We start from the raw sequence: 14,396 nt of genomic DNA, 5'->3' as shown, positions 1-14,396 counted from the left end.
CCGTCACGGACTCAGTCGCAGGGAGCGCCTCGCCTCCCACTCCGAGCGCAACAGGCCCCACACCTGCTGGTCCTTGCGCTGGCCGTCGATGAAGAAGTGCTCGCGCATCACGCCCTCCAGCGTGAAGCCGAGCTTCCTCGCCAGGGCCTGGGACGCGAGGTTGTCCGCCGCGGTGGTGAGCCACACCCGGTGCAGGAAGGGCCACGCGAAGAGCCGCTCCAGCACCATCCCCACCGCCCGCGTGCCAATGCCCCGGCCGTGGTACGCGCTGGAGAGCATGTAGCCAATCTCGATGCGCCCCTGGAAGCGCGACAGCTCCCGCGCGGCCACCGTGCCGATGATGCGCCCCTCGAGTTCCACCATCCACCGGAAGCCCGTGGCCTTCGGGTCCGACAAGTCAGAGGTGGATTCCTGGAGGCGCTTGAGCAGCGACTCGCGCGTGGCGGGCTCCATCGGCACGAGCTTGCGTGACACGGGCTCGTCCCGCAGGGCCATCCAGAGGTCCACGTGCTCGGGCAGGGCGGGAACCAGGCGCAGGTCCGGAGTCGTCATGGCGCGCCACTGTAACGCCTGCCCTCCAGGAAGCCGTGTCCCCTGCACGCCCCACCCGGACCCACGCGCGTAACCCCCTGGGAAAAGGGCTTCTCTTTTTCCCAGGGCACCGCCCGAGCCCAGCGGCCCGCCGGGCAAGCCCTCGCTGCACGAACCGCGGACGCGCCTCAGCTTCCCGACCGCAATCGAAACACCCAAAGGGAGGGAAGACACATGACGAAGACGAAGCTTCTGCTGGCGGGGCTCCTGGCTGGTGCGGTGGCGGTGGGGACCGGGTGCAAGACGGACAAGGGCAGCACCAATACGGGGACCGGCACGGATACGAGCACCCTGTCGACGGATGCCGGCACGGGTGGCGCGGGCGTGGACACCATGGACCGCGGCCGCGAGCAGATGGAGCCGCTGCCCCAGGAGGGCACGCGCGAGATGGAGCCCGGCGTGCACGATGACATCCCCGCCGAGCCGGGCACGGGTGGCACGGGCCTCGAGCCGGAGCCCATGGACCGCACGAATGACACCCTCGGCGGCGAGACGAGCGACGAGCCGCTCGGTCCGGGCGCTCCGGCCAATCAGCCCGTGCCCGATGAGGACATGAACGACACCGAGCGCACCACCGATCCCATGAAGTGACAGCTCGGGCGCGGTCTGAGCGGCAGAGGGAGTAGCGACGTCGTGTCGCTACTCCCCCGCCGTCATCTTCCAATTGCTGGCGCGGCGAGTAAGGCCTGTGCGCGGCGGAAGAAGGCTTCGAGCAGTGCCCGCTGGAAGGGGCTCAGGACCTCAGTCATGCACGAGCCCTTGCTGACGCCAACGTGACAGGAGGAACTCCCAGAAGGCGAGCCGGCGCCCGAGGTGTCGCCGGAGTTGGGGCCAGCACCGGAGCACTTCTTCGAGAGAGACCCATGCCCACACGTCCGTGTCCCGCGCCTCGCGGAGGATGATGCCCATCAAGCGCACGCGCTCCGGCTCGGACACCGTGCGCAACCGCTCGCGCAGCTCGCGCACGGTCATCGGATCGTCCCAGAGGAAATAGGGAACGGCGTTCTCATCCTGGAAGTCGGTGTCGAGGCGGGTCATGGTCGTCTGCCCTGACCAGAAGTGTAGGCACCGACGGCGCAAGTCACCAGCGCCGACCTCGGCCATGAACGCGAGGCGCGCCTCACGGCCCCGCGGGCGCGGCGGTACGGGAGCTAGTACTTGACCCGGACCACCTTGCTCAGCTTGCACAGACCCGTGGAGTTGTCGACGCCCGAGAGGACGACACCCGAGGTCGGGTTGAGGGCCTGGACCATCTCGGGCTTGTTGTTGTCGAGGTTGATGCCCATGTAGACGCCCACGTGCGTGATGTTGCTCTCGCTGCAGTTGGGGCTGAAGAAGATCAGATCGCCCGCGCGCTTCTCCCACTCGCCCACGAGGCTGCCCCAGACGCCGCCGCTCTGGTCACGCGCATGGTTGAAGATGCCCTGCGCGCTCGTGCGAAACACGTTGAACCCCGCGTTCCTGTAGACGTAGTAGGCGAGGCCGGAGCAATCGAAGGTGTCCGGGCCCTGGGTGCCGAGCACATAACCGTCGCAGATCTGATCCCGGGCGAGCGTGGTCGCCGTCTTCACCTGCGTATAGACGGGCTGCTGCCAGGGATAGTTCGTCGGGCGGAAGCAGGCCGCCTGGGAGTACTCGGACAGCTCCTCACCGCCGGGGGCGCCGACCATCTCCTCGGGGCCACAGCCCGTGGAGGCGACGGCGAACAGCATGGACGTGGCGCAGAAGACAGGCTTGATGCGTGCGAACATGTTCTGGATTCCTCTTGTGAGTGTGGGTGCGTCTGGACGCGCAACGGGTGTGCCCGTCAGCGGGAGTTCCCGATTGAACCCGCTTTCCGTTGCTCGTTTCCCCATGGACGAAATCCACTGGCCGCCGTCCCACGAGTTCACGAAATCGTGACACATCACCTGGACGGAGCCGGCACGGCCCCCTGGAGCGGGGCATGCCGCCGCCAGATTTCCCGCGCCTCCTCGACGCTCACGGCGCGGAACCGCACGGCCGCTCCCGGACGGCGCGCGGCCAGAGCACCCCAATCGGCGCGGATGACCACGGCGAGCACCGGGTACCCACCCGTCGTGGGATGGTCCGGCCCGAGCACGATGATCTCCCCCGAGGCGGGCACCTGGAGCGCCCCACGCACCATGGGCCCCGAGAGCCCCGAGCCCTCATCGGCCTGGGACAGCGCCGGGCCCCGCAGCCGCATGCCCACGCGGTCGCTCGTGGGGGACACGGTGAAGGAGCCCTCCAGCAACACCTCCATCGCGTCCGCGCCGAAGCGCCCCAGGTCCGGCCCGAGCACCACGCGCACCTCGGACTCCAGCGACAGCTCCAGGCCCGGCGCCTCGCGCGTGCCGCCTCCCGCCCCGAGCGGCAGCACATCCCCGCGCTTCAACACCCGGCCCTCGAGTCCCCCCAACCGGGCCACCGGCAGCGTGCCCCGGCCCCCGAGCACCTCGGGCACATCCATCCCGCCCTCGACGGCGGCGTAGCGCACCACACCCGCCTCGGGGGCCGGCACGGTGAACTGTCCCCCCGCTTCCACCCGGAACGCCCGGCCATCCACCGACACCCACGCAGCACGCCCGTGCAGCCGCAGCTCCACGCGCCCGTAACACTCCAGCGCCGCCGCGCTCCACACGTTGCCCACCGAGCGGTTCGCCACCGCCAGCCACTCGGGCACCAGCGCGCCTCCCGGTGGCACGCCCTGGTGCATGAGGCCCACGCGGCCCCCGTCCTGCACCATCACCAGCCCACCGGTGCCGAGCACCTCCAGCCACGCGTCCATTCAGTCCACCCGCTCGAAGAGGACCCGGTCCCCCAGGTGCAACAGCGCACCGGAGCCGGGCTGGAAGGCCGTGAAGTCCACGGCGGTGCCGAGCAGGTTCCACCCGCCCGGCGAGGCGAACGGGTAGATGCCCGTGCGGCGCCCGGCGAGCCCCACCGAGAACGCCGGCACACGGGGCCTCGGCGTGACCAGGCGGGGAACGGCGATGCGCCCATCCACCTCGCCCAGGTAGGCGAAGCCGGGGAGGAAGCCCATGGTGCGCACCGTGTACTCGCGCGAGGCGTGCAGCAGCGCCACGTCGTCCACCGAGAGGCCCACGCGCTCGGCCACCGCATCCAGGTCCGGTCCGTCGTAGCGCACGCGCACGGTGACGAGCGGTGGCTCCTCCAACACCGCCGGCGTCACCACCAGCCGGCCCAGCACGCGCCGGGGATCCTCGGGAGGCGCCGCCGGGTCGAAATACACGCACGCATGCTCCTCGCCCACCACGACGTCCACCACCCCGGGCTCGGCCTTCAAGGACTCCAGCACCGCGCGCCGCTCCAGCCGCGTGGGGAGCACGAGCCGCAGCGCGCCCTCACCGAGCGATTCGGTGCGCAGGGACAGCACGTCCAGCACGGCGCGCACCTCGCGGGCCATGTCCACCGCGCCCGGCGAGTCCCCGTGCACGCACAGCGTGTCCACCGTCCCCCCGAGCGCCAGCCGCAGCGCGTTCTCCCGGGCCACCGCGGGGTCGCTCAGCACCGCGCCCGGCTGCCCTCGGGGAATGAGGGAACCATCGGGCCGGGTGCCGCGGTCCGCGAAGCCTTCGCGCGCGTAGGAGAGCCCCGCGGCCCGGGCGGCCTCGCGCAGCGCGCCGGAGCCCGGTCCGAAGAAGGTGATGCCGGGACCGAGCGCCTCGACGACCCCCTCCACGACGGCGCGGGCGAGCGCGGGGTCGCGGTTGGCGGCGTGGTACAGGGCGCCATGGGGCTTGGCGTAGCGCACGGGCACGCCGACTTCCGAGGCCAGGGCGAACAACCGGGCGCACTGGGCGGTCACCTGGGCGCGCAGCACCTCGGGGGCCACCTGGAGCTCCTGCCGGCCGAAGTTCGCACGGTCCTCGAAGGACGGGTGCGCCCCGGCGCGAGTCCCATGGCGAGCACAGGCCTCCAGGGCCCGGCGCATGGACTGCGCGTCACCCGCGTGCCCGCCACAGGCGATGTTGGCCACCTGCGCGGACGCGTAGAGCCGCTCGTCTTCTTCGGGCAGTTCGCCCAGATCGATGTTGAGGAGACACTCCGCCATGGCTGCCGCCCCCCGCCTGATTCAAAGCCAGCCTTTTATATCCGGGTACTTCTCCAAGATGGCCAGGCATCTGGAGTCCAGATATCCGCGCTGGATGTAGTGTGCCGCATGGGGTCCCGTCGCGATCCGGATGAACCACACGAATACGCTGGCGAAACCGTTCTGGCAGACGTCTTCCTGGACCTGGAGTGCCCGCCTCCAATCACCTTGCGTGCAGAACTCATCGTAGTCCCGAAGCATCCGTCCGATGGCTCTCCATGCCGCCTGCCGCCCCCGCACCAGGTAATCGCGCTTGTTCAACCCGAACACCTCGATGCTCTCGGCCCCTCTGGGTGTCAGGTCGGCGATACGCCCGGTGACGGGCGACAACTCGAGGTGCTCCGTCGGCTCGTCCACGGTGGGATCGATCAACAAAGGCGCTCCGGAATCGTCCAGCGGAAACCGGGTTCGCTTGTGATTGCTGTTACAGTCGCCACACGCCAGCAGATAGTTGAGCCAGTCAAAGGTGCGCAGAGGATAGCGCGCCTTGGGCCAGAAGTGCTCGATGTCCTTGGCCGCGCTGTCCTCGCAATACATGCAGCGCTCCCGGCCCGGGGCCATGGCGCGGAGCGTGTCGCGAATCTCCCTGAACGCGGCCTTGTCCTTCCGCTCCCAGAGACGCCGTGCCTCGGCCGCTGGCTCCACCGCGGCGGCAATCTCTCCCGTCCGCTCCGCCAGCAGTACCAGGGTGCCTGGACTGAGGCCAGGTCTCTCCAGCTTCCTCATTCGTGATGCTCGTACTTGCGGAGGGTCCGCTCCACGAACTCGCTGTTCGTGTCCGGGAGCCTGGCCACGAGCACATCCAGCTCCTCCCGCTCCTGAGGGCTGAGGCTGTCTCGCAGCAGCCGCGCCTCGAGCCGCGCGACCCGGTCGCGGATCCGCTCCGACTCCTTCGAGTAGGGGTGGTCCAGCCCGAACAGCTCGGTGAGCACGGCCTCGTCCACGGTGCCATTCACGACCGTGCGGTAGACCTGCTCGGAGACGTGAGCGGCACCACCTGCCTCCTCATCCGCCGAGAGACGAATGAGCCCGTTGGGGTCCGCGGCCTGGCAGACGAACGGGCTGTGCGTGGTGACGATGAACTGGATGCGGGGGAAATGCTCCTTGAGCCAGAAGCCAATATCCTTCTGCCAGGAGGGGTGGAGGTGCTGTTCGAGCTCATCCACGAGCACGACTCCCGGATATGGGACCCTCCAAAGCCCCCGGTCCAGCTCCAACTTGAAATCCGGATAGGCCTCGCTCAGCAATCGGAGCAGATCCGTCACCAGGGCAGTCACGGTCCGGTAACCGTCGCTCATCTCCCACAGCGACAGTTCCAGGCCCCTCTGCCTCACCCAGAGCCCCTCGGGATTCACATCCACGATCTCGACCGAGCCTGGGAGGAGCCCATCATTGAGCAGCTTCTTGACCTCCTCGAGCAGTTGCCCCGCCTGGGGTTTCCCGTTGAGCGACAGGTAGTGGAGAGACTGGAGCCACTCGACGCTCTCCGCGAGATCCAGCTCGCCCCGGAAGAGCCCTGCGATCCGGGTCAGTCTGGGTGAGCCGATGACCTGCTGTGCCGTGGCGAGGCGTTGCGTCAATCGCCGGTGGGGACCGTAACCCGCCATGAACCAGCCCCGCCCCACCAGCCAGACCCATGCGTCCTTGGGCCTGGCCTTTCCGCTCATGTCCCAGGTGGTCTGAGTGACCGCGGAGGAGCCCATCAAGGACTCCCTGCTGTGGAGCTTGAGCTCGGCAACGAATTCCTTCTGGAGAGCGCCCAGTTCTTGAGAATCCCAGGAGTCCACCTGCTCATCCACGATCAGGGTCGCGGCGGCATGAGCACTCCTGGAGCCCCGTCTCATCCAGCTCGAGGGAGTCTGCTGGAACGTCAAGGTCGCATCCATCCCCGCGGCGGCCATGGCCATGGCCCTGAGGAACGTGGACTTCCCCGAGCCGTTGCGTCCGGCCACCACCGTCCATCCCGCGTAGCTGCCATCCGGTCGCGCCAGGTCCAACTCCACGCGGCGCTCGCCCTCGCCGAAGCCGCGGATGTTCTCCAGCATGATCTTCCGGATATACATACCTCACCCTCGCTCCCATGCTCCGGGTACAGCCCCACGTGCATCCTCGCTCTGCTTATACGGCATTGCACCCCCATGCACCTGATGAGCGAAGGACTTCACCCGGAGTCCCAGAACCCGGGCGTTCATCGGGGTTCGAATAAATCCCGCGTCCCCCCGTCTGATTCGGTGTTGACGGAAACGACCCCAACCCCAGGATGAACACCATGAACCGCATTTCTTCCGCGCTCGTCGCCTCCCTCCTTCTCGCCGGCAGCGCGCAGGCCCAGCAGTGGGGCGACCGGCGCGAGCGTGCCCAGGACCGTCACGAGGTCCGCACGGACAAGCGTGAGCTCCGGGATGACCGCCGTGACGTGGCCGAGCTCCAGGACGTGCTGGGACGCTTTGACCAGGCCTGGTCGCGGCAGGACGAGCGCGAGATGACGGCGGTGGAGGCGAGGCTGCGCGAGCTGCTGCGCAAGGAGCTGGCCGAGAGCCGCGCGGAGCTGGAGAAGGACAAGCGCGAGGTGCGCCGGAGCGACCGCGAGGTGCGCCGGGACCGCAACTGGGGCCGTGGGGCGGCGGATGACCGGCGCGACCGCCGGGACGACGTCCGGGACGCGCGCGTCGAGGCGGCCTCGCTGCAGACGCGAATGGCGATCGCCCGGGAGCTCCACTGGGTGATGGGCAACCGCAACTACGCGGACCTGCAGCGCGAGCGCAACCTCATCGTGCAGCTCATCCAGATCGCCCAGCAGGAGGTGCAGCAGACGAAGCAGGAGCTGCGCGAGGACCGCCGCGAGCGCCGCGAGGACCGTCGCGAGTCGCGTCAGCGCTGGTAGTGCGCCCCCCTCCCTCTCCCCTCGGGAGAGGGCCGGCCCTGCCCACTACATGGGAGGCAGGGACTTGCGGACGCTCTCGCGCGACTCCATGCGAGCGACCCAGGCCTTCACGTTCGGGAAGGCCTCGAGGTCCACGCCCATGGGGGTGCGCAGGAACAGGCCGGACACCAGGGAGAAGTCCGCGAGCGTCAGCTTGCCGCAGAGGAACTCCCTGCCCGCGAGCGCCTTCTCCAGCACGGCCAGGTCGCGGCGGACCTTCTCCATGCCGGCGGCGTACTTCGCCTCGTCCTTACCGCGGCCGAAGAACTTCGCGTAGACGGTCTCGCCCATCACCTCGTTGGTGGAGACGGAGAAGGTGGTGGCCTGCCACTGGAGCCACTGCTGCACCTGGGCCATGCCGCGCGCGTCGCCAGGCAGCAGCCCGCTCTCGGGCTTCCTGGCGGCCAGGTAGCAGAGGATGGCGTTGGACTCCCAGACACAGAAGCCGTCGTCCTCGACGAGCGTGGGCACCTTGCCGTTGGGGTTCTTCGCGAGGAACTCGGGCGACTTGTGCTCGCCCTTCATCATGTCGACGGTGACGAGCTCGACGGGCAGGCCCAGCTCGTGGATGACGGCGCGGACCTTGAAAGCGGCGCTGGAGAACGGGTGCTGGAAGAGCTTCATGGTGCTTCTCCTTGGGGAAGGGAGGGCGCCCCTATACGCCACCTCCCCGTCGGACGCGAGCCATGAGCGGGGCCCCCGTCCCTCCGGCTCCCGGGCGGGCGGGCAGGGGCGCCGAGCGCCCCGCGGATGACAGACACGGGCTCGGACAGCAGCCGGGCGGACACTGTATCGGCCGCACCCCCGACACAAAGGATGGAATCCGCCCGGGGACCGGTATTCTGTGCCCCTGCCCATGTCCAAGCCCTCCATCTTCCAGGTCCTTCGCAGCCCGCGCGCCTGGCTCCTCGTGGCGCTCGGCTTCGCCTCCGGTCTGCCCCTCCTCCTCGTGGGTGGCACCCTGTCCGCGTGGATGACCAACGAGGGCGTCAATCTCAAGACGATTGGCATCTTCACCCTCGTCTCCTCGCCCTACACCTTCAAGTTCATCTGGGCGCCGCTGATGGACCGCTTCGCCCTGCCCTTCCTGGGCCGGCGCCGCGGGTGGATGCTGCTCACGCAGGTGGGCCTCATGGGCGCCATCGCCGCCATGGGCCTCGTCAACCCCAAGGACGACCCCTTCACCATGGCGAGCCTCGCCCTGCTGGTGTCCTTCCTCTCCGCCAGCCAGGACGTCGTCTCCGACGCGTGGCGCACCGACACCCTCTCCGAGGCCGAGCGCGGCTTCGGCGTCGCCACCTTCGTCATGGGCTACCGCTTCGGGATGATCGCCTCCGGCGCCGTGGCCCTCAGCCTCTCGCAGTTCATCGGCTGGTCCCAGACGTATTGGATCATGGCCTCGCTCATGCTGGTGGGCGTGGTGGCCACGGTGCTCGCCCGCGAGCCCCAGGGCCAGCGTCCGCCGCGCACCCTCACCGAGGCCGCCGTCGTCCCCTTCGTCGACTACTTCCGCCGTGACGGCGCGCTGCTCGCCCTGCTCTTCCTGCTCCTCTACAAGCTGGGGGATGCCGTGGCCGGTGGCATGACCACGCCCTTCTTCCTCAAGCTGGGCTTCTCCAACCTGGAGGTCGGCACCATCAGCAAGGGCGTGGGCATGGCCGCCACCATCGCCGGCGCGCTCTTCGGCGGCGCGCTGCTCGCGAAGCTGGGCACCCGCCGCAGCCTCTTCATCTTCGGCGCGCTCCAGGCCCTCACCAACCTGACCTTCCTGGCGCTCGCGCTGGTGGGCAAGAACCACCTCATGCTGGCGGTGGCCATCTGCACGGACAACGTGTGCGGCGGCATGGCCACCACGGCCTTCGGCGCCTTCACCATGTCGCTGTGCAACAAGCGCTTCAGCGCCACCCAGTTCGCGCTGTTGTCCGCGCTGGCCAACTTCGGCGGCCGCATGCTCACCGCCACCTCCGGCTTCCTCGCCGAGGGCATGGGCTGGGCCGGCTTCTTCGGCCTCACCGTGGTGCTCGCCATCCCCGCGCTCGTGCTCCTCAAGTTCCTCCCCGAGGGCATCGCCACCCCCGTGGCCGAGCCGGAGCCCGCCCCCGCCGAGTTGAACTCCGCTCCCGCCGTGGCTCGCTGAGCCTGCGGGGGCGCTCCCGCCTCGCCGCCCGTCCGCCCTCCTGCCTGACCCGGCCGCTTCCTTGCGGCCAGGCGGGCACGTCATGACCGTTGGTGTTCGGAGGCATTGCATCATGGCGAACCAGGACAGACGGCCCCCCGCACAGCCCGCCGAGGACATGTTCGGACGCCCCACGGACGTGCGGCACGGCCAGGCGGAGCAGGAGCCCACCCGCGAGCAGCAGGGCGCCCACCAGATACCCCGGCACGAACCCCCCGACGCCTTCCACAAGCGCTGCGAGCAGGAGGCCCAGGACGAGGCCGATTGTGGCGGCGTGGGAGAGATTCCGGACGGCGACGGCGTGCGCAGTGACCTCGGGACCAATCCGCTTCCCGAGAGCTACTGGTCGGCCTACCCTGGCAAGAAGCCAGACGGGCGCTGACCGGCGGCTCGGCGCCCCCGCACTGTTCTGGCGGGAGAACAATCGTGGGCGCCTCCCTCGATGCCCTCGTGGCCATGACGGTGTTCGCCCGTGTCGTGGGGGCCCACTCCTTCTCGGGAGCGGCGGCCCGGCTCGGCCTGTCCAGGCCGGCGGTGAGCACCCGCGTGGCCGCGCTCGAGCGCCGGCTCGGCACGGAGAAGCGGCTCATCTGCGGGGCCCCGGCCTACTTCGCCCGGCGCGCGCCCCCGGCCACGCCGCACGAGCTGGCCGCGCACAACTGCCTGCGCCTGAAGGACAGCAAGTGGGACTTCCGGCTGGAGGGCCGCACCCCCGTCGTCCCCGTGTCGGGCACGCTCGTGGTGGATGACATCGCCGTGCTGCGCGAGGCCGCGCTCGAGGGCCTCGGGCTGGCGCGGCTGCCGCGCTCGCTCGTCGACGCGGACCTGCGCGAGGGCCGGCTGCGCTCGGTGCTCGAGGCGTACGCGCCCGAGCCGCTCGTCATCTCCCTCGTCTACCCGCAGCGCAAGCACATGCCCCAGCGGGTGCGCGTGTTCATCGACTTCATGACCGAGCACTTCCGCAAGGTGTTCCGCTCCCCGGATGACTGATTGCAAAATGCAACCAGTCGGAATATGACCCGGCCGCCCTTGCACAAGGCAAGTGGCCCGAACCCCCGGGGTCCCCCATGTCGCTCGTGGTCTACGGTCATCCGTTCTCCTCGTACACGCAGAAGGTGCTCATCGCGCTGTACGAGAACGGCACGCCTTTCGAGTTCCGCACCCTCGGGCCGGAGACACCGCAGCACTCCGCCGAGTGGCTGCGGCGCTGGCCGCTGCGCAAGTTCCCCCTGCTGGTGGACGGCGAGCGCGACGTCGCCGAGACCAGCATCATCATCGAGTACCTGCAGCTCGTGCACCCCGGGCCCGTGCGCCTGCTGCCCGCGGAGCCGATGGCCGCGTTGGACGTGCGCTTCCTCGACCGCTTCTTCGACCTGCATGTGATGAGCCCGGTGCAGCATGCGGTAGGCGGTGCGCTGACGGGAGATCCGGTGAAGCGCCGGGAAGGCGTGGCGTTCGCCGTGGAGAAGCTGGAACGCGCCTATGCGTGGCTCGAGGGGCAGCTCGCCGGCAGGACCTGGGCCGCGGGTGCGGACTTCACGCTGGCGGACTGCGCGGCCGCGCCCTCGCTGTTCTACGCGGACTGGACGCACCGGATCTCCGAGGCGTATCCCGTGCTGCGCGCCTACCGCGCGCGGTTGCTGACCCGCCCGTCCTTCGCGCGGGCGGTGGAGGAGGCGCGGCCGTTCCGTCCACTCTTCCCCCTGGGGGCGCCGGACCGGGATTGAGCTCAGGCCGCGGAAGCGGCGGGGGCTTCCTGGCCCTCGTCCTGCTTCCTCGCGGGCACGCCCAGGGCCATCATGCACGCGCCACTGGCGCACACGGCCATGACGGCGGCCATGGACTGGATGGCATTGCCGCACAGGTTCTCCACGAGCCGGCGCAGGGCCCGCGCATCCCAGCGGCCCTCCATCCGCTTCTCGCTCCGGAGGTGGAAGCGCTCTCCGTGGACGCGCGAGAGCTCCTCCGCAGACACCTCGAGGGGCAGCCCCTGGCCCGCGCGGATGCGGTTGGCGTCCAGCAGGTCGGTGATCATCTGGTCCGCGCGGTCGATGTTCTGCCGCACCCGGGCCGCCAGCGAGTAGACCTTGTCCGGCAGGTGGGGCTGGCGGGGGATGAGCTGGGCACTCATCTTCGCCGCCGTCAGCGGCGTGCGCAGGTCATGGCTGAGCGAGGACACGAACTGCTCGCGGTCCTCCCGCGACAGGCCGAGCAGCCGGGCGTAGTACGCGTTCACGTCGTCCCCGCTCGTCCACCAGTTCCATGGCCGTCCAGATTGGTCACCTGCATGACGAATCCAACAACTCCGGCCGGTACTCGAAGTGCATCGTGTCGTAGTGATACCAGCGCCCCCCCCAGATGAAGCCCTCGGCCTCGAAGGCATCCACGATGAGCTGGGGAATCTGGTTGGCCCAGCGCACGGGCGCCTTCGGCTTCGCCCACTCCCAGTAGTGCGAGCGCTTCACGTTCACGTCGATGGACACGCCGTACGAGTGGGCGCTCTGGCGGTTCGTGTGGGCGATCTTCCGCCACATGAAGGTGCCGCCCAGGTTCTTCAGGTAGGGCCGCAGGGAGGGCGTCTTCTTCACCTCCGCGTCGAGCCGTTTCGCCACGCGCTCGAAGGCCGGCGCCACCTTGCGGTTCACCTTCAGCCTCTGCCCGAGGAAGTCGATGTCCACCACGTCCACCCGGGCCTCGGTGGCGCCGTAGGCCGCGTGGAAGAGCGGGTCGAAGCGGATGCGCCCCGGGTCCTCGTTCTCGCGCGTGACGGGCCGGATGGGGCCGGGGACGTAGGGAATGGAGAAGGTGTCCTCCAGGTCCGGGGACTCGAGCTTCTCCTCGAAGGACTTCGTCCTGCCGTCGTCCCAGGGGTACGTGGTGCCCGCCAGTTTGACGTACCACGCGCCGTCCACCTGCACCGGCTCCACCGGGTACCACTTCGCCAGGCACGCCAGCGCGCGCGGAGGGGTGTCCGGCGCGGGTGCGGCGCCCAGAGCCAGCAGGAGCAGGCCGAGCACCGGGCTACTTCTTCTTGGCGGGAGTGCCGAACCGCTCGAGGGCCGCGGCGAAGCTCTTGCGCTCGGGGTTGAGCGGCGCGTTCAGCTGACGCTGCTCGCGCACGGAGGAGACGGGAGACTCCGGAGCGCCCTCCAGCGCCTCCTTGTCGAAACGGTCCTGGCCGCCGCCCACGCGGCGCAGGGGCTGCGTACCGTAGATGCGGCGATTGGGGTCTCTGCCAGCCATGGCGCTCCTCCGGGGGTCGGTGGTGTCCAAGCATAGGCCGGAGCGGACCGGACTTGCACGGGGGGCTCCGGCGTGTGTCTGGTAGCGTCGAGCGCATGCTCTCGGTCCTTCTGCTGATCGTCGCGACGCAGTTACCCTGCGTAGCGGGTGACTCCACCGCCATTTGTGATTGCAAGCAGGGCAGGCCCACGGGCTGCGCGGCCCTGGACACCCGGACGGCCACGGAGATCGCCCAGGCCCTCCGGGCCCTGAAGGTCGCGGAGGAAGAACAGCAGGCCAAGGCCGCCGGGGTTTCGGCCGAGGCAGCTTCCGAGGCGCCCGAGCCACCCGCCTGTACGGGCCAGCTGCACCACATCATCTCCAAGCCCATCTTCAAGGCGCTGGATAACCATCCCACGCTCATGGGCGTCTACGAGCCACGGGATCCCCGCTTCGTCACCCGGGCCGTGGACGAGAAGGCACATTGCGGCTATCAGGAATGGCACCGGAAGGTAGACAAAGAAGTCGTCAAATGGCTCAAGCAGTACAGGTCCGTGACGGCCAGCGAGTTCGAGGCCTACCTGCGCTCCATCTACAACCGTCCCGACATGCTCAAGAGGTTCCCCCTTGGCTTCTGACGCCCCTCCTCGTTTCTTCGTCCTCGATAACGCCATGGACTCCAGTCACGACACGGATTTCGAGAGGAGTGGAAGGACCATTGGCGAGGCCCCACGGTGCCATCTCTGCGGCTCCTTCATTGGGATGCGAGCGTGGCTGCCACCACGGCGCGGTGAACTGACGCTGTATGGCACGGCGTTCGGGGACTACGTCAATGGGCCCGGGAGTGGCCACCTCCTCTCCGCCCGCTTCGTGGAGGCCTTCCGCGCCGAGGGACTGACCGGGCTGTCTGACTTCGACCCGGTGGAAATCGTTCGCGTGCGCATCCGGCGGCGCAGCGCCCAGTCCAAGCTCCCCCCTCCCTACTTCCACACGGTCCCCATCTTCGGCGGCGCGGCGGTGGATGAGGCCAGGAGCCGCGTCCGGCGCCACAAGCCCATCGATTGCGACTGGTGCCGGGAGACCAACGTGCCCTCCATCCATGGCTTCACCCTGGAGCAGTGGCGTGGCGAGGATGTCTTCTTCGCCCGCGGCATGCCCGGCAGTCCCATCGTCTCCGAGCGCTTCGTCCACTTCGTGCAACGGCACCAGCTCACCAACATGAAGCTCATCCCCACCGAGGAGTACACCTGGGATCCCATGGGACTCGGCCCTCCCCGGCCCGAGCTGTAACGCGCTCGGGGTTGAGCGGCGCGTTCAGCTGGCGCTGCTCACGCACGGTGGACACGGGGGACTCCGGAGCGCCCTCCAGC

19 protein-coding genes are annotated in these 14,396 nt (G+C 69.2%); 8 read left to right on the top strand and 11 right to left on the bottom strand.

The window, feature by feature from the left end:
* Nucleotides 1-3 precede the first annotated feature (3 nt).
* On the bottom strand, nucleotides 4-552 hold the full coding sequence (locus VFZ09_RS42410; RefSeq protein ID WP_329733510.1) for a GNAT family protein: 549 nt from the start codon (nucleotides 550-552) through the stop codon (nucleotides 4-6).
* A gap of 213 nt (nucleotides 553-765) precedes the next feature.
* Here VFZ09_RS42410 and VFZ09_RS42405 point away from each other — a divergent pair, with 213 nt between their 5' ends.
* Nucleotides 766-1,182 (top strand): hypothetical protein, encoded by a 417-nt coding sequence (locus VFZ09_RS42405; protein WP_329733509.1) that lies wholly within the window; start codon nucleotides 766-768, stop codon nucleotides 1,180-1,182.
* A gap of 150 nt (nucleotides 1,183-1,332) precedes the next feature.
* Here VFZ09_RS42405 and VFZ09_RS42400 read toward each other — a convergent pair whose 3' ends face one another.
* From VFZ09_RS42400 to VFZ09_RS42375, 6 genes are all read right to left on the bottom strand, one after another.
* Nucleotides 1,333-1,629 (bottom strand): hypothetical protein, encoded by a 297-nt coding sequence (locus VFZ09_RS42400; protein ID WP_329733508.1) that lies wholly within the window; start codon nucleotides 1,627-1,629, stop codon nucleotides 1,333-1,335.
* Between the two features lie 113 nt (nucleotides 1,630-1,742).
* Nucleotides 1,743-2,342 carry a C40 family peptidase gene (locus VFZ09_RS42395; protein WP_329733507.1) on the bottom strand — a complete coding sequence of 200 codons (600 nt, stop codon included), beginning with the start codon at nucleotides 2,340-2,342 and terminating at the stop codon, nucleotides 1,743-1,745.
* Nucleotides 2,343-2,497: 155 nt separating this feature from the next.
* Complete coding sequence (locus tag VFZ09_RS42390) at nucleotides 2,498-3,379, bottom strand: allophanate hydrolase subunit 2 family protein (protein ID WP_329733506.1); 882 nt, start codon at nucleotides 3,377-3,379, stop codon at nucleotides 2,498-2,500.
* Nucleotides 3,380-4,666, bottom strand: coding sequence for a LamB/YcsF family protein (locus VFZ09_RS42385; RefSeq protein ID WP_329733505.1), 1,287 nt, complete (start codon nucleotides 4,664-4,666; stop codon nucleotides 3,380-3,382).
* Between the two features lie 21 nt (nucleotides 4,667-4,687).
* Complete coding sequence (locus tag VFZ09_RS42380) at nucleotides 4,688-5,431, bottom strand: hypothetical protein (RefSeq protein ID WP_329733504.1); 744 nt, start codon at nucleotides 5,429-5,431, stop codon at nucleotides 4,688-4,690.
* Entirely contained in the window at nucleotides 5,428-6,768 is a 1,341-nt protein-coding gene (locus VFZ09_RS42375; protein ID WP_329733503.1) for an AAA family ATPase, read from the bottom strand. Before VFZ09_RS42375 ends, VFZ09_RS42380 begins: the two co-directional genes overlap by 4 nt.
* Nucleotides 6,769-6,974: 206 nt before the next feature.
* Between VFZ09_RS42375 and VFZ09_RS42370 the strand changes: the two genes are divergently transcribed.
* On the top strand, nucleotides 6,975-7,589 hold the full coding sequence (locus VFZ09_RS42370) for a hypothetical protein (RefSeq protein WP_329733502.1): 615 nt from the start codon (nucleotides 6,975-6,977) through the stop codon (nucleotides 7,587-7,589).
* 45 nt (nucleotides 7,590-7,634) lie between these two features.
* Here VFZ09_RS42370 and VFZ09_RS42365 read toward each other — a convergent pair whose 3' ends face one another.
* Nucleotides 7,635-8,252 carry a glutathione S-transferase family protein gene (locus tag VFZ09_RS42365; protein ID WP_329733501.1) on the bottom strand — a complete coding sequence of 206 codons (618 nt, stop codon included), beginning with the start codon at nucleotides 8,250-8,252 and terminating at the stop codon, nucleotides 7,635-7,637.
* A gap of 232 nt (nucleotides 8,253-8,484) precedes the next feature.
* On the opposite strand from VFZ09_RS42365, the gene VFZ09_RS42360 reads away from it, so the two are divergent.
* From VFZ09_RS42360 to VFZ09_RS42345, 4 genes are all read left to right on the top strand, one after another.
* Entirely contained in the window at nucleotides 8,485-9,765 is a 1,281-nt protein-coding gene (locus tag VFZ09_RS42360) for an AmpG family muropeptide MFS transporter (protein WP_329733500.1), read from the top strand.
* A 112-nt stretch (nucleotides 9,766-9,877) separates the two neighbouring features.
* Nucleotides 9,878-10,186, top strand: coding sequence for a hypothetical protein (locus VFZ09_RS42355; RefSeq protein WP_329733499.1), 309 nt, complete (start codon nucleotides 9,878-9,880; stop codon nucleotides 10,184-10,186).
* A 44-nt stretch (nucleotides 10,187-10,230) separates the two neighbouring features.
* Complete coding sequence (locus tag VFZ09_RS42350; RefSeq protein ID WP_329733498.1) at nucleotides 10,231-10,794, top strand: LysR family transcriptional regulator; 564 nt, start codon at nucleotides 10,231-10,233, stop codon at nucleotides 10,792-10,794.
* A gap of 77 nt (nucleotides 10,795-10,871) precedes the next feature.
* Nucleotides 10,872-11,531 carry a glutathione S-transferase family protein gene (locus VFZ09_RS42345; protein ID WP_329733497.1) on the top strand — a complete coding sequence of 220 codons (660 nt, stop codon included), beginning with the start codon at nucleotides 10,872-10,874 and terminating at the stop codon, nucleotides 11,529-11,531.
* Nucleotides 11,532-11,533: 2 nt separating this feature from the next.
* Here the strand turns inward: VFZ09_RS42345 and VFZ09_RS42340 are convergent, their stop codons facing one another.
* From VFZ09_RS42340 to VFZ09_RS42330, 3 genes are read right to left on the bottom strand one after another with little or no spacing between them, the layout of a single operon-like run.
* The gene (locus tag VFZ09_RS42340) at nucleotides 11,534-12,040 is read right to left on the bottom strand and encodes a HAMP domain-containing sensor histidine kinase (protein WP_329733496.1); all 507 of its coding nucleotides are present in this window, start codon (nucleotides 12,038-12,040) and stop codon (nucleotides 11,534-11,536) included.
* A gap of 43 nt (nucleotides 12,041-12,083) precedes the next feature.
* Nucleotides 12,084-12,821, bottom strand: coding sequence for a M15 family metallopeptidase (locus VFZ09_RS42335; RefSeq protein WP_329733495.1), 738 nt, complete (start codon nucleotides 12,819-12,821; stop codon nucleotides 12,084-12,086).
* Nucleotides 12,822-12,825: 4 nt separating this feature from the next.
* Nucleotides 12,826-13,047 (bottom strand): hypothetical protein, encoded by a 222-nt coding sequence (locus VFZ09_RS42330; protein ID WP_329733494.1) that lies wholly within the window; start codon nucleotides 13,045-13,047, stop codon nucleotides 12,826-12,828.
* A gap of 95 nt (nucleotides 13,048-13,142) precedes the next feature.
* On the opposite strand from VFZ09_RS42330, the gene VFZ09_RS42325 reads away from it, so the two are divergent.
* Together VFZ09_RS42325 and VFZ09_RS42320 are read left to right on the top strand one after the other, a co-directional pair.
* Nucleotides 13,143-13,664 carry a Wall-associated protein precursor gene (locus VFZ09_RS42325; protein ID WP_329733493.1) on the top strand — a complete coding sequence of 174 codons (522 nt, stop codon included), beginning with the start codon at nucleotides 13,143-13,145 and terminating at the stop codon, nucleotides 13,662-13,664.
* Complete coding sequence (locus VFZ09_RS42320) at nucleotides 13,654-14,316, top strand: hypothetical protein (protein ID WP_329733492.1); 663 nt, start codon at nucleotides 13,654-13,656, stop codon at nucleotides 14,314-14,316. The genes VFZ09_RS42325 and VFZ09_RS42320 overlap by 11 nt, the downstream gene beginning before the upstream one ends.
* The last annotated feature ends 80 nt before the right edge of the window (nucleotides 14,317-14,396 follow it).

Source organism: Archangium sp., from assembly GCF_036277355.1.
GTDB lineage: Bacteria > Myxococcota > Myxococcia > Myxococcales > Myxococcaceae > Archangium.
The sequence above is the reverse complement of the archived record's forward strand: the minus strand, read 5'-3'. Positions and strand labels throughout refer to the sequence as shown.